Source organism: Bradyrhizobium sp. BLXBL-01 (assembly GCF_051853025.1).
In the GTDB taxonomy this organism is placed as follows: Bacteria; Pseudomonadota; Alphaproteobacteria; order Rhizobiales; family Xanthobacteraceae; genus Bradyrhizobium.
Genome location: NZ_CP182471.1, coordinates 5,313,749 through 5,333,211, shown reverse-complemented (window position 1 = coordinate 5,333,211; position 19,463 = coordinate 5,313,749). Strand labels below are relative to the sequence as shown.

The 19,463-nt window shown below is 66.2% G+C and carries 15 protein-coding genes and 2 riboswitches; of the genes, 13 read left to right on the top strand and 2 right to left on the bottom strand.

Annotated features, from left to right (window positions below; all coding sequences use genetic code 11):
* The first annotated feature begins 11 nt into the window (after window positions 1–11).
* A riboswitch (cobalamin riboswitch) is annotated at window positions 12–230 on the top strand.
* A 37-nt stretch (window positions 231–267) separates the two neighbouring features.
* The 3 genes from ACNJYA_RS24925 to cobT are packed head-to-tail and all read left to right on the top strand — an operon-like array spanning window position 268 to window position 2,797.
* Window positions 268–945 (top strand): energy-coupling factor ABC transporter permease, encoded by a 678-nt coding sequence (locus tag ACNJYA_RS24925; RefSeq protein WP_439363648.1) that lies wholly within the window; start codon window positions 268–270, stop codon window positions 943–945.
* Window positions 946–984: 39 nt separating this feature from the next.
* Window positions 985–1,734 carry a precorrin-6A synthase (deacetylating) gene (gene cobF, locus ACNJYA_RS24920; RefSeq protein ID WP_439363647.1) on the top strand — a complete coding sequence of 250 codons (750 nt, stop codon included), beginning with the start codon at window positions 985–987 and terminating at the stop codon, window positions 1,732–1,734.
* A gap of 10 nt (window positions 1,735–1,744) precedes the next feature.
* Window positions 1,745–2,797, top strand: coding sequence for a nicotinate-nucleotide--dimethylbenzimidazole phosphoribosyltransferase (gene cobT, locus ACNJYA_RS24915; protein WP_439363646.1), 1,053 nt, complete (start codon window positions 1,745–1,747; stop codon window positions 2,795–2,797).
* On the opposite strand, the gene ACNJYA_RS24910 is transcribed toward cobT, so the two are convergent.
* Entirely contained in the window at window positions 2,790–3,362 is a 573-nt protein-coding gene (locus ACNJYA_RS24910) for a histidine phosphatase family protein (protein ID WP_439400885.1), read from the bottom strand. The two genes, cobT and ACNJYA_RS24910, sit on opposite strands and share 8 nt — an antisense overlap.
* Window positions 3,363–3,433: 71 nt before the next feature.
* Window positions 3,434–3,636, top strand: a riboswitch (cobalamin riboswitch).
* Between the two features lie 115 nt (window positions 3,637–3,751).
* Between ACNJYA_RS24910 and ACNJYA_RS24905 the strand changes: the two genes are divergently transcribed.
* From ACNJYA_RS24905 to ACNJYA_RS24870, 8 genes are all read left to right on the top strand, one after another.
* Complete coding sequence (locus ACNJYA_RS24905; protein ID WP_439363644.1) at window positions 3,752–6,109, top strand: TonB-dependent receptor; 2,358 nt, start codon at window positions 3,752–3,754, stop codon at window positions 6,107–6,109.
* Window positions 6,110–6,121: 12 nt separating this feature from the next.
* Window positions 6,122–7,555, top strand: coding sequence for a PepSY domain-containing protein (locus ACNJYA_RS24900; protein WP_439400884.1), 1,434 nt, complete (start codon window positions 6,122–6,124; stop codon window positions 7,553–7,555).
* 465 nt (window positions 7,556–8,020) lie between these two features.
* Complete coding sequence (locus tag ACNJYA_RS24895) at window positions 8,021–10,030, top strand: hydantoinase/oxoprolinase family protein (protein WP_439363642.1); 2,010 nt, start codon at window positions 8,021–8,023, stop codon at window positions 10,028–10,030.
* Complete coding sequence (locus tag ACNJYA_RS24890) at window positions 10,027–11,607, top strand: hydantoinase B/oxoprolinase family protein (RefSeq protein WP_212256777.1); 1,581 nt, start codon at window positions 10,027–10,029, stop codon at window positions 11,605–11,607. Before ACNJYA_RS24895 ends, ACNJYA_RS24890 begins: the two co-directional genes overlap by 4 nt.
* 10 nt (window positions 11,608–11,617) lie before the next feature.
* Window positions 11,618–12,913: an aminotransferase class III-fold pyridoxal phosphate-dependent enzyme gene (locus ACNJYA_RS24885; protein ID WP_212256776.1), complete on the top strand. Its 1,296-nt coding sequence runs from the start codon at window positions 11,618–11,620 to the stop codon at window positions 12,911–12,913.
* Window positions 12,910–14,586: a long-chain-fatty-acid--CoA ligase gene (locus ACNJYA_RS24880; RefSeq protein ID WP_439363641.1), complete on the top strand. Its 1,677-nt coding sequence runs from the start codon at window positions 12,910–12,912 to the stop codon at window positions 14,584–14,586. Before ACNJYA_RS24885 ends, ACNJYA_RS24880 begins: the two co-directional genes overlap by 4 nt.
* A gap of 103 nt (window positions 14,587–14,689) precedes the next feature.
* Window positions 14,690–15,622, top strand: a complete 933-nt coding sequence (locus ACNJYA_RS24875; protein ID WP_439363640.1) for an N-carbamoyl-D-amino-acid hydrolase — start codon at window positions 14,690–14,692, stop codon at window positions 15,620–15,622.
* 5 nt (window positions 15,623–15,627) lie between these two features.
* A complete protein-coding gene (locus ACNJYA_RS24870; RefSeq protein ID WP_439363639.1) occupies window positions 15,628–16,287 on the top strand; it encodes a flavin reductase family protein in 660 nt (219 codons plus the stop codon).
* Here the strand turns inward: ACNJYA_RS24870 and ACNJYA_RS24865 are convergent.
* A complete protein-coding gene (locus tag ACNJYA_RS24865; RefSeq protein ID WP_439363638.1) occupies window positions 16,284–16,946 on the bottom strand; it encodes an aspartate/glutamate racemase family protein in 663 nt (220 codons plus the stop codon). The genes ACNJYA_RS24870 and ACNJYA_RS24865 overlap by 4 nt on opposite strands.
* 56 nt (window positions 16,947–17,002) lie before the next feature.
* Between ACNJYA_RS24865 and hydA the strand changes: the two genes are divergently transcribed.
* Window positions 17,003–18,472 carry a dihydropyrimidinase gene (hydA, locus tag ACNJYA_RS24860; RefSeq protein WP_439400883.1) on the top strand — a complete coding sequence of 490 codons (1,470 nt, stop codon included), beginning with the start codon at window positions 17,003–17,005 and terminating at the stop codon, window positions 18,470–18,472.
* 16 nt (window positions 18,473–18,488) lie between these two features.
* The gene (locus ACNJYA_RS24855; protein WP_439400882.1) at window positions 18,489–19,463 is read left to right on the top strand and encodes an NAD-dependent epimerase/dehydratase family protein; all 975 of its coding nucleotides are present in this window, start codon (window positions 18,489–18,491) and stop codon (window positions 19,461–19,463) included.

Here is a 19,463-nt window from a genome sequence, read left to right as displayed (position 1 = left end):
AATGCGAAAGGGGCACACAAGAGCGGCATGGTGCTCGACGCGGCGCAAAGCGCCGGAGCATAATCGGGAATGGGGATGGGCGGACCAAGTTGCGGCGCCCAAAACCCCAGCCGCCCCCGCGACTGTAAGCGGTGAGGGGCTCCGAACCGCCACTGGACTGCAAGGTCCGGGAAGGCCGGAGAACCCAGTGAACCGCGAGCCAGGAGACCGGCCGTGCACGTGTTGAGGCCAAGGCCGTCGGGTGTGACGGCAGGAAGGAATTGAGCCATGCATATCGAACCCGGCGTCGTGACGGGCGCCAAGCTCGTGTTGAGTTACGCAACCGGAATCGCCGCAGGCGGCGTTGCCTTGAAGCTTGCGGTCGAGACCGTGCGCGAGCAGGGCGTCGTGTCGTTCGCGGCGCGGACGCTCGCCACCACCGCTCTCGTCTTCACCTTCTTCGAGATCCTGCCGCACTTCCCGGTCGGCGTCTCCGAGGTGCACTTCATTCTCGGCTCGACACTGTTCCTGCTGTTCGGCGCGGCTCCCGCGGCCTTCGGCCTTGCGCTCGGCCTGCTGCTCCAGGGCGTTTTCTTCGAGCCCGCTGACATCCCGCAATATGGCATGAACGTCACCACGCTGCTGGTGCCGCTGTTCGCGATCCAGGCAATCGCTGCCCGGATCATTTCGCGCAACAGCGCCTATGTTGATTTGAAGTATCGGCAGGCGCTGGCGCTTTCGACGACCTACCAGGCCGGCGTGATCGCCTGGGTGGCGTTCTGGGCGCTCTATGGTTCCGGTTTCGCCATGAGCAACCTCGCCAGCATCGCGACGTTCGCGGCGTCCTACGCACTGGTCATCGTGATCGAGCCGCTGGCCGATCTTGCCGTGCTGGCGCTGGCGAAGTCTCTGCGTGGTGTCACCGCGCCTGGCCTCGTCACGCCTCGCCTGCACAACGCGGCTTAAGAGACAAGGGGCGGCCGTCATGGTCGCCCCGTACGCCCGATGCTCACGCTCTCTCTGATAGGCATCGGTTGCGGCGATCCCGAGCAGCTCACGCGCGCCGCGACCCGCGCCATCAACGCGGCCGATCTCGTCCTGATCCCGCGCAAGGGGAGCGCGAAGTCTGATCTCGCCGATCTCAGGCGGACGATCTGCACTGACGTGCTCACCAACAAGGCGACGCGCATCGCCGAATTCGATCTTCCCGTGCGCGACGCGACCGAGGCCGACTATCGCAAGGGCGTCGACGATTGGCACGATGCCGTTGCCGCCACGTGGTCGCGGACCATTGCAAGCCATCTCGGCGGTGACGGCAAGGTCGCGCTGCTGATCTGGGGCGACCCGTCGCTCTACGATTCCTCGCTGCGCATTGCGCGGCGATTGAATCCGTTGCCGACAATCGAAGTCGTGCCCGGCATCACCTCGATCCAGGCGCTGTGTGCGGCGCATGCGCTGCCGCTCAACGACATCGGCGAGCCCTTTCTGGTCACGACGGGGCGGCGCTTGCGCGAAGGCGGCTGGCCGCAGGGCGTCGACACAGTCGTGGTGATGCTCGACGGCGGCACGGCGTTCCAGTCGCTCGATCCGGCTGGGCTTCACATCTGGTGGGGGGCCTATCTCGGCATGGCCGATCAGATCCTCATGTCCGGTGCGCTCACCGAAGTGGGTTCGCGCATTGCCGCCGCGAGGCAGGACGCACGTGAGCGGCACGGCTGGATCATGGACAGCTACATTCTCAAACGCAGGCGTTGAGCGAGGCAGCATGCTTCCCGAATGGGTCACCCAGAACTGCCCCGAAATCTCCGCGGTCCATCGCGAGGCGGCCATTGCGCGGCAGGCGCAACTGACGAAGCCGACGGGCGCGCTCGGCCGGCTGGAGCAGCTCGCGATCGAGCTCGCAGGCCTGCAGGCCACCGAGCAGCCGCGCGCCGCGCGCGTCCCGATCATCATCTTCGCGGGCGACCACGGCATCGTCGCACAGGGGGTGTCGGCCTATCCGCAAGCCGTCACCATCGCGATGATGGCGAATTTTGCCTCTGGAGGCGCCGCGATCTCGGTGCTGGCGCGCGAGCTGGGTTCGAGCCTCGAGGTCGTCGACGCCGGCACGCTGTCCGAGGTGCAGATGGCCGGGATCGTCACCGACAAGCCGCGCAGCGGCACGCGCGATTTCAGCGTCGAGGCCGCGCTCACCCCGGCGGAATTGGTCTTCGCCTTTGAGGCCGGCCAGCGCGCGGTGGCGCGCGCTGAGGCCGGCCGGCCTGATCTCTTGATCTTTGGCGAGATGGGGATCGGCAACACCACGACGTCAGCTGCGATTGCTGCGAGCCTGCTCGGTGTGAGCGCCGAAGAGATCGCCGGCAGCGGCACCGGCGTCGATGCGGCCGGCCGCGTACACAAGGCGCGGGTGATCGATGCGGCGATCGCACGCCATCGCGTCGCCGGAGCCTCGGTCGAGACAATCCTGTGCGCGGTCGGCGGCCTCGAAATCGCGGCGATCTCGGGCGCCATCATCGCGGCCGCGCAACGCCGCATTCCCGTATTGATCGACGGCTTTATCGTCTCGGTGGCGGCGCTGGCGGCGGCGCGGCTCAATCCCTCCTGCCAGCCGTTCCTGTTGCCCTCGCATCAATCGGCGGAGCAAGGACATCGGCTGGTGTTGCGCGCGCTGAACGTGCAGCCGCTGATCAGCCTCGATCTCAGGCTCGGCGAGGGATCGGGCGCCGCCATTGCGCTGCCGCTGGTGCGCTCGGCCTGCGCACTTCACAACGGCATGGCGACCTTTGCGCAGGCCAACGTACCGGATCGGCCTAGCTGATCCGCTGATTGACCGAGACGACGCGCCAGCCGCTGGCGAGCCGGTCGATCCGGGTCAGCGACAACGGATCGATCACGAAGCGCAACGCCGCTTCCGGTGCGAGATCGAGCGCGATGCAGAGCGCGGCGCGGATGGTGCCGGAATGGACGACCAGCGCCGCGGAGCCTGCGCCGATCCGCGACAGGCCGAGGCGGACGCGGGCGACCTGATCCGCAAAGCTTTCGCCGTTCGGCGGCCGTCCGCGCGCCAGATCGCGCCAGAACTGCGCGTAGATCTCGCCGCCGGTCGCGGCGAGCTCGTCATGCCGATGGCCGGTCCAATCGCCGAAATCCTGCTCGCGGAATTCGCTGACCAGCTCCGGTTCCAGCCCCAGCGCGCGCGCCGTCTCCACCGTGCGCCGCGACGGGCTGGCATAGCCGGCGACATCCGCGGGCAAGCGCTGCTTGAGAGCCGCCAATGCCGCGCGATCGCCGAGATCGGCCGGCGCATCGGCTGCATGGATCGTCCCGGCTACGCCCGCGACAACCGCGTGCCGTATCAACCAGAGGAAGGTCTCGCCTTCCATGCTCATCTCCAAGGAAGCTTGTGCGGTCGCCACGACGCCGCAACTGGGACATTGACTCTGTCTTGGTGGTAATCCTAGATGCTCGCGACGGTTTTCCCGAGAGGGAATGAAAAGGGAATGCGGTGCGGGGAAAATTGTCCCCAATGCCGCGGCTGCCCCCGCAACTGTGAGCGGTGAATCCTTCGTCACGAGCCACTGGGTCCTCGGTCCCGGGAAGGCGACGAAGAGGTCACGACCCGCGAGCCAGGAGACCTGCCGTCAGCCGTGGTCACACGCGAAGATGTCGGTCGGGGAGTACAGACATTCGGCTTCATCGGACGGCTGCAAGGCCAAAAGGTGAGACCTCGTTCGCTGTGACGTGCCACTGACGTCATACCGAGGTTTGTACCGTGTCTTCCATCCGTATCGCACGACCGCGCCGCGTCCTGCTGGTTTCCGCCGCGTTCACGTCCTTCGCCGTTCTCGATCCGCCTGCCGCTCTGGCGCAGCAGGTCCGAGAGCCGCTGCCACCCGTCGAGGTCTCGCCCGCCCAGGCGCGCAAGCCGGCCAGACCGGCAGCACGAGAGGTGGCGAGCGCGCGCCGCGCGGCAGCGCGCAGGCCGGCGGCGGTATCGGCAGCGCCAAAACCCGTCATGCCGGATCTGACGGCGCAAACGCCGCTCAACACCAATGCCGTTGCCGAAAGCGCTTCGCGGCTCGGCCTGACGGTGCGGCAGACGCCCGCGACCGTCGAGGTGATCTCGGCCGAAACCATGCGCGAGCAGGGCTATCGCACCGTGTCCGAGGTGGCGCAGGGCGCCGTCGGCGTCACCTCCGGCGACAACCCGGCCGAACCTTCCGCCTTCTCGATGCGCGGCTTCACCAATAGCCAGATCAACACACTCTACAACGGCATCAAGATCGGTCCGCAGAACATGACCTCGCGGATCGTCGACACCGCCAATCTGGAGGCCGTGGAATTCCTCAAAGGACCGGCCTCGCTGATCTCGGGCGAGGGTGCCGCGGGAGGCGCCATCAACTTCGTCACCAAGCAACCGCACACGGGAGCGATCCGCAACGAGGCAAATTTCTCCTGGGATTCGCTGAATTCGTTCCGGGCCCATTACGGCTCAGGCGGCAGCACCAATGTGCAAGGGCTGGACTATCGCTTCGACATCAGCCGTTCCACGCTCAACGGCTTTGCCGACGACACCAACGTCAAGACGTTCGGCACGTCCGGCCAGCTCAATTACCGGGTCTCCGACAGCCTCAAGATCTGGGGTGCGGTCGAGTATCGCGAAGACCGCTCGAAGGCCTATTGGGGCGCGCCGCTGGTGCCGGTCGCCTTCAGCGGTTCGCATGCGACGACGGGGATCGTCTCCGGCAATTACGTCTCGAATTACAACGGTACCAATCTCGGTGCCGTCACCATCGACGACCGCACCTTCAACACCAATTACAACGTTCTCGATAACCGCAACGTGGCGCAGGAAGTGTGGCTGCGCGGCGGCTTCGAGCTGAAGCTCGCGCCTGACCTCACGCTGAAAAGTCAGGCCTATGGCTATGGCGCCGAACGGACCTGGTTCAACAACGAGATCGAGGCATTCAACTCCACCACGAACCTGGTCGATCGCGAACGCTTCTATGTCGCCCATAGCCAGCGGCTGGTCGGCAACATCACCGACCTGATCTGGGATACCAACATCGCAGGATTCGACAACCGGTTGGTCACGACGCTCTCGTCGAGCTATCTCGATTTCGTCAGGCCCGGCGCGGCAAACTTTCCCGGAGATTCCGTTTCGCTGGTCGATCCCAACCGCGGCTTCTACGGCCTGCTCACGACACAGCAGCAGACCGCGCGCATCGACAACGAGGCGTTGTCGTTCGAGGACCGGTTGAAGCTGACGCGCAGCTTCGCGTTGATCGGGGGCCTGCGTGTCGAGCACATCGGACTCGACCGTAACTCGACCGACAAGGCCGGGCTGGAGAAGGCAGGCTTTCCGTACACCAAAGACTGGGCGCCGGTGACGGGCCGCATTGGCTACACCTGGGAGGCCGTGCCCGGCCTGACCTTCTTCAGCCAGTACGCCACCGGGGCCGACGTCGCAGCCAACAACATCTTCCTGCTGTTGCCGACCCAGCCACTGGACCTGACGACGTCGCGAACCTACGAGACCGGCGTCAAGCATCTGTTCTGGGACAATAGGGCGGAGTGGTCGTTCTCGGCCTACGACATCCTGCGCAAGAACGTCTATGCGGCGGCCGGCGGGCAGGCGCTCAATATCGCCGGGCGGCAGGAGTCCAAGGGCGTCGAGCTTGCCGCCTCGGTGCGGCCGATCGAGCCGCTTCGGTTGTGGGGCAACATCGCCTATGTCGATGCGCGCTATGCCGACTACAATTTCGTCGGTGGCTCGTTCTCCGGCAATACGCCGCCGAACGTACCGCGTATCGTGGCCAATGCCGGCGCATCGTACCGGTTCTTCACGCCCTGGCCTGTGGAGCTCGGCATCACCGGCCGTCATGTCGGCGACCGCTACAACACCGACGCGAACGTCGTGACGATGAAGGCCTACACCGTGGCCGACGTCTACGCCTTCGTCGATATCCCCAAGGCCGTGTTCAATGCGGTCGACCAGGCCCGCATGACTTTCCGCGTCCGCAACATCACCGACAAGCGCTATGCGATCTGGGGCGATCCGTTCTATCCCGACCAGATCCTCCTGGGCGCGCCGCGCACCTACGAGGTCTCGGCCGCGTTCAAATGGTGAGGCCTTGAGCGCATGATGGGCGCGATCGTCCTCTCGCATCGCTGGCTCGGGATCGCGTTCTGCCTGCTGTTCGCGATGTGGTTCGCGAGCGGGATCGTGATGCACTTCGTCCCGTTTCCGTCGCTGACGGAAGCGGAGCGATTTGCCGGGCTCGCGCCGCTGGACCGTGGCGGGACAACGATCTCGGTCGCGGACGCCGTTGCTGCGAGCGGAATCACCGACGGGACGCGTGTTCGGCTGATCCAGCGCAGTGATGGACCGGTCTACGTCGTCTCGGGCCCCGCAGGTTCGCGAGCGGTCCGCGCCTCCGATAGAGGAGACGCATCGGTGACGTCCGCCGATGTCGCGCTCACCATCGTGCAGGGCTATTCCCGTCAGCGCGGGCTCGACGCGCCACGCGCCGCGATCGTCGCGCGGTCGGACCACGATCAATGGAGCGTGCCGAACGGTTTTGATCGCCATCGCCCCTTGTTTCGCGCCGCTCTCGGCGATGCCCCTGGAACGGAGGTCTACGTTTCGTCGCTGACCGGGGAGGTCGTCCTAGATACGACGCGCAGTGAGCGCGCGTGGAACTGGGCCGGCAGCGTGCTGCACTGGATCTATCCGACGGTTCTGCGCAGCAGCTGGGCGGTGTGGGATCGCGTGGTCTGGACGCTGTCGCTGCTGGCCCTGATTGCGGCATTGCTTGGCGCGGTGCTCGGAATCGTGCGGATCAGGTTTCGCAAGGGCCAAATCTCCTCGCCTTACCGTGGCTGGCATGCGCTGCATCACCTGATCGGCCTCGCGGCGACGCTGTTCGTACTGAGCTGGATCTTCAGCGGCTGGCTCTCGATGGATCACGGCCGCCTGTTCTCGCGCGGGCAATTGACGCCGACAGAGGCGGGCGTGGTCGATGCCGCCCCGGATTGGCGAGACGCTTCACCGCTCGATCTGCCGCCAATATCGCCGTCGGCGCGCGAGGTCGAATGGTTCGCCTTCGGCGGCAGGGTCTATCGGCGCGATCGGCTCGCCCTTGGCCATCAGACGTTGATCAGGGCCGGGGACGCGCCGCGAGATGGGCAGGCGGCATACCTGGATACGCAGGAGATCGGGGATCTGACGGCGCGCCTTGGCGCCGGCTGTGCCGCACCGTTCCTGCTCGCCGGCAACGACGACTATCCGGCGCAGTCCGCTATTCCGGGAGCTCCGGTCTACCGCACGACCTGCGGCGATCTCTGGTTCGATGTCGATGCTGCCGATGGCAAGGTGCTGCAAAGACTGGACCCGTCGCGGCGCGTCTATCGCTGGCTCTACAGTGCGCTGCACACGCTTGATTTCCCGATTCTGCTGGCTCACGCGCGGCTGCGTGACGCTCTCATTGTCAGCCTCTGTACGCTCGGACTGATGTTCTCCATCACCGGCGTCGTCATCGGATGGCGACGCTTGCGGGCGTCGCTGGCATCCTGAGGCCGGTGACGTCCTCGCTTACTGACCGTACAATAAAGAGAGGCTGAGCCGACCTGCGTGCATAGCTCCTGGTCAGCCCTCTCTCCTGCACCGCAGATTGATCGCCTGCAAATTAGACAAACGGACTTGCGCGATTCCGATTGCAGTGCAACGGGCGCTCCCATTTGTGTCGAAGAATCCAAGGGTGCGCTGCACATTTCTGGCTTCGTATGCTTCTGCTCTCTGGGCGAGCAGCGCTGCACCAAAACGTGCAGCCGATGGTGCGCCGCGCAATGCCGGCGGCTCGCTGGCTCGGTGGTTTGCGACAACTCCGACCCTATCCCGCGGCCATCGCTCTGTCGCACGCTCGCCCGTGATGGCATGACAGGGAATGACGATGAGCGTGCTCGCTTTGGCATTGGATGCGGCAATGGCCGGAAAGGACCTGGCGTCCGGTCCGGACGTCACGCGTAGCTGACTGTGCAGATGAGCTACTCCGACAATCACTGGGAGGTCGGCACCGATATCGGTGGCACCTTCACCGACATCATCGCCATCCGGCGCGATTCCGCGGAAGCGCGGATTGCAAAGGTGCCGTCGCGCCCCGACGCACCGGTTCGGGCGATGCTGGAGGCGATCGAGGCGGTGGGTCTGCGCAAGAGCGAGGTCAGGCGCTTCGTCCACGGCACCACGCGCGTGACCAACGCGATCGTCGAGAATCGGCTGCCGAAGGTGGCGCTGGTCGCGACCGAAGGCTTCGCCGACGTGCTCGAGATCGCCCGCTATCGCCGGCGCGACCTCTACCGGCTCGACATTCCGCCGAAATCGCCGCCTTTGGTGCCGCCTGAAAGATGCTTCGGGCTCGCCGAGCGCCTCGATCATGAGGGGCGAGTGTTGAAGGCGCTCGAGGAAGCCGAGATCGAGCGCCTGGTGGCGTGGCTGAAAGGGACCGGCGTTCAGAGCGTCGCGGTCGCACTCCTTCACGCCTATGCCAATCCGGTGCATGAAAAGATGCTGGGCGAGCGGCTCAAGGGCCTCGTCGCCCATGTCTCGCTCTCGCACGAGGTCAATCCCGAGGCACGCGAATATGAGCGGACCTCGGCGACCGTGTTCAACGCGGCCGCGATGCCGATCGCGGTGGAATATCTCAGCGAGCTGGAGCAGCGGCTGCCGATCGGGGCCGGCCTGCAGGTGTTTCACTCCGCCGGCGCCATGGTCCCGATTTCGGCGGTGAAGCGGCGTCCGCTGGTGATGGCGATGTCGGGGCCGGCGGCGGGCGTCTCGGCGTCGGTCAGCATCGCGCGCCAGCTCGGCTGCTCGCGCATGTTGACCTTCGACATGGGCGGCACCACGACGGACGTGTGCCTGATCGTCGACGGCCAGGCCGAAATGACCGACGGCCGCATGCTCGGTGACAAGCCGCTGCGCCAGCCGATGCTGGCGGTGCACTCGATCGGTGCGGGCGGCGGATCGATCGTGCGCAACGGTCCCGGCGGGCTGACGGTCGGGCCCGAGAGCGCCGGCTCCGAGCCGGGCCCGGCCTGCTATGGCCGTGGCGGCACGGAGCCCACCATCACCGATGCCAATGCCGTGCTCGGCTATCTCAATCCCGAGACCAAGCTTGGCGATCGCATCGGCATCGACATCGAGAGCGCCAAGCGTGTCATCGCGCCAATTGCGCACGCACTCGGACTGAGCCTGACCGAAACGGCGCTCGGCATCATCAAGGTCGCGAACGCGACCATGGCCCGCGCGCTCCGCCGCGTCACGGTCGAGCGCGGCATCGACGGGCGCGACTGCACGCTGCTGGCCTTCGGCGGCGGCGGCCCGATGCATGCCGCGGGCCTCGCCGATCTCTACGGGATTGCGGAGGTCGTCGTGCCCAGTGCCTCGAGTGCGTTCTCGGCCCTGGGCTGCCTCACCGCCGATTTCAGCTTCCTGCAGCAGCAGACCCTTCGCGCTGCCCTCGACGGCATCGATCTCGCCGGCGTCTCGGAGCGGATCGAAACCCTGATTGCCGATGCCTCGGCGCCGCTTCTCGCCAACAATGTTGCAAGAGCGGAGATCCAGGTCGAGCTGGTGGCCTTGATGCGCTATGCGGCGCAGAATGACGCCATTCCGGTATCGTTCACGCTGCCGCTCGACGTTGTCAGGCTGAAGCAGGACTTTCTGACGCGGCATCACGAGCTGTTCGGCTATGCGACCGGTGAGCCCTGCGTCATCGAATCCGTGCGGGTGCAGGCCCGGCGCCCGTCGACAACCGTTGTCAGCCGGCCGGCGACAGCGGCGAGGGCGGTGTCTACGGGCACGCGCACCTGCTCGTTCGACGGCTTCCATGACATCGCAACCGCGATCGTCGACCGCGCCTCGCTCACCGAGACCATCAATGGTCCCGCCATCATCGAAGACGCCTGGTCGACCGTGGTGGTGCCGCCGGGCTGGCAGGCGAGGCCCGATCCATCAGGCAATCTGTTCCTGAGGCGGAGGGCGGCATGAAGCTCGATCCCTTCGTCGTCGAGGTCATCAGGCACGGGCTCTCGGCCGCGGCCGAGGAGATGAGCCTCGTCATGACGCGCTCGGCGCGCTCGCCGCTGTTGCGCGAAGCCGGCGACCTGTCGTCGGCGATCACCGACGGCTACGGCGGCCTGGTCGGACAGGGCCGCGACATTCCGATCCATCTCGGCGCGATGGCCTACACCATCCCCGAACTCCTGAAGGTGATGCCGCGCGATGGCCTGAACGACGGCGACGTCGTCATCTACAATATCGGCGCGCTCGGCGGCAATCATCTCAATGACGTCAAGGTCGTGCGGCCCGTCTTCTTCGACGGCGAGATCGTGGCTTTCGCGGTCAGCCTCGCCCATTGGCCTGATATCGGCGGCACCTGGCCCGGCAGTTATTTCGCCAAGGCGGTCGACACGTTCCAGGAGGCGATGCGGATTCCGCCGGTGCTGATCGCGACTGCTGCCGGCCTCAACACGCCGATCGTGCAGCTGCTCAAAGCCAACGTTCGCGATGCCGAATCCTGCGAGGGCGACTTGCTCGCCCAGATCGCGGCGACCAAGGCTGGCGAGAAGCGCATCGTCGAGCTCTGCCGCGAGCATGGCAAGGCGGTCTTCATGGCGGCGCAGTCGCGCCTGCACGATCTCTCCGAAATCGAGATGCGGGAAGCGCTGCGCGACTTGCCGGATGGCGTCTACGAGGGTGAGGATTATCTCGACGACGGCAGCGCAAACAATGCGCCGGCGCGGATCCATGTGAAGATCACCATTCGCGGGAATGAAGCGACCTTCGATCTCTCCGGAAGCTGCGATCGGGTCTCCAATTTCTGCAACACGACGCCGTTCATGGCGCGCTCGGCGGTGGCCTATGCCGCGCGCATCATGAGCGGACGCGACATGCAGCAGAACGCCGGCGCGCTGCGGCCGCTGACCATCATCACGCGCCCGGGCTCGATCCTCGAGCCCGGCTGGACCGCTTCGGTTGCCGCCGGCAATCACGAGACCTCCATGCGCATCGTCGATGCGATTTTCCGCGCCATGCAGGACACCATTCCCGAGCGCCTGTCGGCGGGCGGGGCGACCACCGCCGGCGTGCTATTCTTCGCCGAGCCGCGGCCGAACGGGTCGTGGAAGATGCTGTACGAGGTCCATGGCGGCGGCGAAGGCGCGCGGCACGATCGAGCCGGTACCTCCGCCACCCGGGTGCATCTGTCCAACACCTCGAACACGCCGGTGGAGGTGATCGAGGCGAATTACGCGATCCGGCTGGAGCAGCAGGCCATCCGCCGGAATTCCGGCGGCGCGGGCGCGCATCGCGGTGGGGACGGCTCCGTCCGCACCTACCGCATCCTGGCGCCATCGATGCACCTGACCACCTGCATCGAACGCATGGTGATGGCGCCTTGGGGCATGCAGGGCGGCTATCCCGGCAAGGCCTGCCGCATCTCGCTGGTCCGGCAGGGCCGAAACGTCACGATCGACGGCAAGTCGAACCTCGTATTGCAGCAAGGCGATCTCGTCACGATCGAGATGTGCGGTGGCGGCGGCTACGGCGCCGCGACAGCGAAGTGAGGCAGTGGCCATGAGCAGGTTGTTGCGAACCGGGCTGAACGCGGGCGAGGCCGCACCGATGGCCGTGGTCGGCGGCGAGGGCGTCTACTTTCACCTTGCGGACGGCCGCAAGCTGATCGACGGCAGCAACACCGGCGGCGGTCTCGGCCACCGCCATCCCGCAATGGTGGAGGCGATCCGCCGCGCGGCGGATACGCCTGTCGTCAATGAAGGCTGGACCTGGATCGGTCGCGAGCAGGCTGCCGACGATCTGATGGCGACCGCCTTCAAGGGCGAAGAGGATTGGGTCGGCGCGGTGCGCTTCTGCATCAGCGGCAGCGAGGCCAACGACATGGCGCTGTCGCTGTGCCAGGCGCTGACGCAGCGCTCCGCGCTGGCAACGCGCGAGCGCGCCTATCACGGCATCACCGGCCTGTCGCGCAGCATGACGGTGCAGCCGCAATGGCACGGCGGCCTAGCGGTGCACGCCGGCGGCTCAAAATTGCCGGCACCGATGGCACCGGTGCGGATTCTCCCGGCGCCGAATGGCGCGATCTATGGCGCGCCGGCCAACAACGCGCCGCCCAGCGAATATCTGGCAGACGCGCCGCGCCTCTTGTCGGACACCGCGGCGACGATCATCGACTACACCCAGGGCGGCATCTATTACGACGGCGCCTATCAGGACGAGGTCGCGCGCTGCGCGCGAGAGGCCGGTTCGTACTGGATCGCGGACGAGGTCGTCACTGGCGCAGGCCGCGCGGGCCGCTGGTTCGCATTCCAGGGCGCGCAGAGCCGCCCCGATATCGTGACGCTCGGCAAGTCGCTCGGCGGTGGCGCGGCGGCGGTGGCTGCGGTGGTGGTGTCGAAGGACATCGTCGAGCGGCTCAAGGGCACGAGCTGGCAGAATTACGGCACGTTGCGCGGCCATCCGATCAGCATGGCAGCGGTGAGCGCCTATTTGAAGGTCGTCAGCGACGACAAGATTTTGGAGCACGTCGCGGGCCTCGAAAGGCTGTTTGCGCGGCGCCTGCTGGCGATCGCGCAAAGGCATCCGAGCGTGCAGCGCGTGGCGGGGCAGGGGGTGCACTGGACGGTCGAGCTGCATGGCCCGGATTGGCGCACCTGGCATGCCGACACCACGGAGGTGCCGATCGCCTCGCGCGTCGCGGAGCGCGCGCTGGAGGCCGGCGCGGTGATCGGCACCAGCGGCGAGCAGACCTCGCTGTTCCTGGCACCGCCTCTGATCATCTCCGAGCGCGAGGCTAACCAGCTTCTGGACGCGCTCGACCACGGTCTCGATGTCGCTGACGAGGAGCACGGGTGAGCCACACAACGTCCCTGAGGTCACCGGCCTGGCCGGCGGACGAGCCCTGGCATCTCGCGATGCCGGAGGGGACGCTCTACGACGCGCTGGCGCGTGCTGCACGTGAACGTCCCTCGCATCCGGCGACGGTGTTCTACGGCGCTAGCCTGAGCTACGCCGAGCTGCGCGACCGGGTCGATGCCATGGCCGGCTTCCTGCAAGGCGTTTGCGGCATCAAGCGCGGCGACCGCGTCATGATCGCGCTGCAGAACTCGCCGCAATATATCGTCGCCTATTACGCGACGATGCGGGCGGACGCCGTGATCGTGCCGGTCAATCCCATGAACAAGACCGCCGAGATCGCGTATCTCGCTGCGGACAGCGGCGCCAGGGTCGCGATCATCGGCAGCGAGCTGAGCGATGTGTTTGCGCCGCTGATCGGCGAGGCCATCACGCATGCAATCGTCGCGCAATATCGCGACGAGGTTCCAGCCGCCACGCCCTACACGCTGCCGCGCTGCGTGACCGACGCGCCGTCGGAAGTGCCGTCGTCGCCGGGCTGGCATTCGTGGTCGCCCGCGATCGCGCAAGGCCTGCAGCCGGGTGCGATGGAGGCGGGGCCGGACGATCTCATGATCCTGCCCTACACGTCCGGGACGACGGGCAAGCCCAAGGCGTGCATGCATACAAATCGCAGCGCGCTGTTCACCGCCGTGTTGCAGGCGCGCTGGTATGGGCTCGATGGCGGTGACGTCATGACCGGCTTCATGCCGCTGTTCCATGTCGCGGGCATGCAGGGCTCGATGAATGCCGCCATCGTCGCCGGCGCCACGCTGCTGCTGATGGCGCGTTGGGACAAGGATCTGCTCCCCGACCTGTTCGAGACCTATGGCGTCACGTTCTGGAACGCCGCGCCGACCATGATCGTGGATGTGCTCGCCAGCGCCAGTTTCCGCGAAAAATGCTTTGCCAAGCTCAAGGTGCTGACTGGCGGCGGCGCGGCGATGCCGACCGCGGTCGCCGAACGGCTCAAGGGGCGGTTCGGCCTGGATTTCGTCGAGGGTTACGGCATGACCGAGACGATGTCCCCGACGCACCTCAATCCGATGGCCGCACCCAAGCGGCAATGCCTCGGCATCGCCGTGCACGAGACCGACGCCAGGGTGATCGATCCCGAAAGCCTGATCGAGCTCGACGACCACGTGGTCGGCGAGATCATCGTGCATGGGCCGCAGGTGCTGCAGGGTTACTGGAACAGGGCGCAGGCGGATACTGAGGCCTTCATCGAACGCGACGGCAAGCGGTTCCTGCGCACCGGCGATCTCGGCTACCGCGATGCCGACGGTTATTTCTTCGCCGTCGACCGCCTGAAGCGGATGATCAATGTCAGCGGTTTCAAGGTGTGGCCGGCCGAGGTCGAGGCGGCGATGTACCAGAACCGCGCCATCCGGGAATGCTGCATCATTTCAGCGCCGGACGGCTATCGCGGTGAGACCGTAAAGGCGCTGGTGGTGCTCGATGACGCCGCGCGCGCGACGACTTCGGCCGATGATATCGTCGGCTGGGCACGCGGCGCGATGGCAAGCTACAAGGCGCCGCGCGCCGTCGTTTTCGTCGAGTCCCTGCCGCGCACCGCCAGCAACAAAATCAACTGGCGGCTGTTGCAGGATGCCGAATGGGGGCGGACGGCATGAAAGCTGCTTGGCTGGAATATCGGCACGGAGCCGCGTTATGCTCGGCGCGGCGGAAGATCCCACGAGCCGACCCTTCCCCCCAGACATCACCAGGAACTCGCTGATGCGCATCGTCAATGTCGCCGCCGCCCAGATGGGCCCGATCCAGAAAGCCGACAGCCGCGAGGCCGTGGTCAAGCGCATGGTCGCGCTGATGGACGAGGCGAAAGCGAAGGGCGCCGACCTGATCGTCTATCCCGAGCTGGCGCTGACGACGTTTTTCCCGCGCTGGTACGTCGAGGACCGCGCCGAGTTCGACATCTGGTTCGAACGCGAGATGCCGAACGCGGCAACCAGGCCGCTGTTCGAGCGCGCGGCGCAGCACGGAATGGCGATGAATTTCGGCTATGCCGAGCTGACGCCGGACGGTCATCATTTCAACACCGCGATCCTCACGGATAAATCCGGCAAGATCGTCGGCAAATACCGCAAGGTGCATCTGCCGGGCCATGTGGAATACGACACCAAGCGCTCGCATCAGCACCTGGAGAAGCGCTATTTCGAGCCGGGCGATCTCGGCTTCAAGGTCTGGCGCGAGCTCGGCGGCATCATCGGCATGGCGATCTGCAACGACCGCCGCTGGCCCGAGACCTATCGCGTCATGGGCCTGCAGGGCGTCGAGATGGTTCTGATCGGCTACAACACGCCGTCGGTAAATGCGGAGAAGAGTGAGGAGGGCGTCGAGAAGCGCCTGTTCCACAATCGCCTCTCGGTGCAGGCCGGCGCCTATCAGAACGCGACCTGGGTGGTCGCGGTCGCCAAGGCCGGCAATGAGGACGGTCACCCGCTGTTCGGCGGCAGCCTGATCGTCGATCCCAATGGCGAGATCGTGGCCGAGGCGAAGACAGACGACGACGAGGTTCTGGTTCACGCCTGCGACCTCGACGCCACCACCTTCGGCAAGACCACGATCTTCGATTTCGCCCGGCATCGCCGCATCGAGCATTACGGCCTGATCACCAGCCAGACCGGCGCGGTGCCGCCGCCGGAGAACTGACCCCGATGGCTGACAAGGGCATCTCCTTGCGTGAGCTCGATCCGCGCGATCGCTACAAGCTGCTTTGCGGCGTGGTGGTGCCGCGGCCGATCGCGCTGGTGACCACGCTGGACGAGAACGGGGCGGTGAATGCCGCGCCGTTCAGCTTCTTCAACGTGTTCTCCGAAAGCCCGGCCTTGATCGTGCTCGGGCTCCAGCACAAGCCGGACCACTCGCCGAAGGACACCACCCGCAACATCCATCGCGACGGCGAATTCGTGGTGCATATGGTGGACGAGGCGCTGTCGGTCGCGATGAACGACTGCGCGGTCGATTTCCCCTCAGGCGACAGCGAGGTCGCCGCGACGGGGCTGGCGACGCTTCCCTCCGTGGACGTGAAGGTGCCGCGCCTCGCTGCGGCGCCGTTCGCGCTGGAATGCCGGCGCCATGTCGTGCTGACCTTCTCGCCCGATCGCGAGCTCCTGGTCGGCGAGGTCTTGCGGGTTCACGCCCGCGAGGGCCTCGTCGACACCGCCAACATGTATGTCGATCTCGACGCCTACCGGCCGATCGGCCGCATGTTCGGCAACCTCTACACCACCCAGCGGGACACGTTTGCCCTGGTCCGCGAGAGCCATGCGCAATGGCTCGCGCGCCAGGAAATCAAAGAGCTGAAGGACGCCTAGTGGGCCGAGAACCGCACCGTACCCAGCGCCATGGTGACGGCCGCCTGTGTCGGATCGATCACGGGAATGCGCAGCTCGTCTTCCAGCGCACGGCGGTGGCGGGCCATGCCGGCGCAGCCCATCACGATGGCGCGGGCACCGTCCTCGTCGCGCAGCGCGCGGCCGACCTCGATCATCTTGGCGAGCGTGCCTTCGCCGGAGGCGGTTTCGGCGACGCTCATGTTCAGCGGCCGCTCGCCGGAAAAGCGGTCGGTCAGGCCCATCTGCCTGAGATAGCGCATGTGCCGCGGGATCGAGCGCTGCGCGATGGCGATGACGCCGAAGGTCTCGGCGCGGGAAAGCGCCGTCAGCACGCCGCACTCGGCTATGCCGAACACCGGCCGGTCGGTGCCTTCACGGCAGACCTGGAGCCCGGGATCGCTGTAGCAGGCGATGACGAAGGCGGCCGAGCTGTTGTCGCTTTCGACCAGCTTCCGCAAAGGTATCGCAACGCTATCGGCGTCCGCCTGGCTTTCGATGCCGAACGGACCCTCGGCCAGCGTCTGGCAGACCACTTCGGGCCCGCCCTCGAAATCGAGCGGCCTCAACGCATCCTCCAACCCCTGCGTGACCTTGTGGTTGGAGTTCGGGTTGATGACGAGAATGCGCGGCCGGGACATGATGATCTTCCTGCGAAAATTAGCGAACGTGCCTTGAGCCTATCACGGAGTGCCTCATGACTGAACCCGCTTACGACCTGATCATCCGCGGCGGCCGCGTCGCCACCACGACCGACGTCTTCGAGGCCGACGTCGCCATCTCCGGCGAGACCATCGCGGCGATCGGCCGCGGGCTTCCGCCCGCAAAGCGCGAAATCGACGCCCGTGGCAAGCTGGTGCTGCCCGGCGGTGTCGACAGCCACGCCCATATCGAGCAGCTGTCGGCCGCCGGCATCATGAACGCCGATACGTTCGAGAGCGCGACCGTCTCCGCCGCCTTCGGCGGCACCACCACGGTGATCCCGTTCGCGGCTCAGCATGTCGGCATGAAGCTGCCGCAGGTCGTCGAGGACTATCACGCCCTGGCGAAGAAGGGTGCGGTGATCGACTACGCCTTTCACATGATCATTGCGGACGCGACCAAGGAGACGGTCGAGGAGCACATTCCCGCGCTGGTGAAGCAGGGCCATGCCTCGATCAAGATCTTCATGACCTACGACCGCCTCAAGGTCGACGACGAGCCGCTGCTCGACATCCTGCTCGCTGCGCGCCAGTCCGGCGCGATGCTGTGCGCGCATGCCGAAAACCACGGCATCATCGCCTGGATGGTGAAGCGGCTGCTGTCGCGCGGCTACACGATGCCGAAATACCACGCCGTCAGCCACGCCCGCGTCTCGGAGGCGGAAGCCTTCACCCGGCTGATCGGCATGGCGGCGCTGATCGACCAGCCGATCATGATCTTCCATGTCTCGACAGCCGAGGGTGCCAAGGTGATCCGCGACTCGCGCGGGCAGGGGCTCAAGGTCTTCGCCGAGACCTGCCCGCAATATCTGTTCCTGACCGCTGCGGATCTCGACAAGCCGGGTGCTGAGGGCGCGAAGTGGATGTGCAGCCCGCCGCCGCGGACGCATGCCGACCAGGAGGCGCTGTGGCAGGCGCTCTCGCTCGGCGATCTCCAGACCATCTCGTCGGATCACGCGCCGTATCGCTATGACGAGACCGGCAAGTTGCGCGCCGGTCCCAATCCCAACTTCAAGCAGGTCGCCAACGGCCTCCCGGGCCTGGAGCTGCGGCTGCCGCTGTTGTTCGACGCGATGGTGTCGAAGGGACGGCTCGGCCTGGAAAAATTCGTCGAGCTGACCGCGACGGCGCCGGCAAAGATCTACAATCTGCATCCGCGCAAGGGCTCGATCGCCGTCGGCGCCGATGCCGATATCGCGATCTGGGATCCCACCCGCGAGGTCACCATCGCCGACGAGATGATGCACGATCTCGCCGGCTACACGCCGTTCGCGGGCCGCCAGCTGAAGGGCTGGCCGGTCTCGGTGCTCTCGCGCGGCCGCGTGATCATCGAGGGCGACAAGTGTCTTGCGCGCGCCGGCAGCGGAAAATTCCTGGCGCGCAGCGGCGGCGAGGCGGCCAGGCCGACCGGCCGGCTCGTTGCCGACATGGATCCGGAGCGGAATTTTGGAGCCAAGCTGCTGTGATGGTGGATCGCGCGCGATGAAGATCATCATCTTCGGCGGCACCGGTTTTGTCGGCCTCAATCTGGCCGAGGTGCTGCTCGCGCGTGGGCACGAGGTGACGCTGTATGATCGTGCACCGTTGCCGCCATCCGCGCAGCGATCTCTTGCCGACTACGGCGCACGGCTCAAAGCGGTGCAGGGCGATGTCACCGACGCAGACACCATCGATGCCCTTATCGCAAAGGGCTGCGATGCGATCGTGCTGGGCGCCGCGGTGACCGCCGGGGATGACCTCGAAAGGGCATCGACCGCGCGCGTTCTCGAGATCAACGTCATGGCCCAGATCCCGATCCTGCAAGCCGCGATCCGCCATGGCGTTCGCCGCGTCGTCAATCTGTCGTCGGCCTCGGCCTATGGCGCGGCGGGTGCGCGGGTCGACATTCTGGACGAGGAAACGCCCTGCGATCCCGTCTCGTTCTACGCCATCAGCAAGTTCACCTCGGAACGATCGGTGGCACGGCACGCCGAACTTTTTGGCGGTGATTTCCTGAGTGTGCGGTTGACTGCGGTCTTCGGGCCGTGGGAGCGCCCCGGTTCCGTGCGCGATACGCCGAGCCTCCAATATCAGATATTGGCCGCATTCGCTCGCGGCGAGCCGGCCATCATGCCGGAGCCGGGTCTGCGAGACTGGACTTACGCGCCGGACGCTGCCGAAGCTGTCGCGATTCTGGTCGAAGCCGAGCGCCCTCGTCACCGGCTGTACAACATTTCGAACGGCGGGGCGTGGCCCGCATTGCAATGGGGCGAGGCGTTCGCAGCGTTGCATCCCGGCCTGGAGTGCCGGCTGGCGGCGCCCGGAGAGAAGACGGCCATCAAGCTGCACGGGCCCTATCGCGCGCCGCTGTCGGTGACGCGAATGGCCGACGAATTCGGTTGGCGCGCGCGGTTCGGCTGCGCCGAGTCCGCTGCCGCGATGAGCGCCTGGCTGGAGCAGCACAAGGAGTGGATCTGA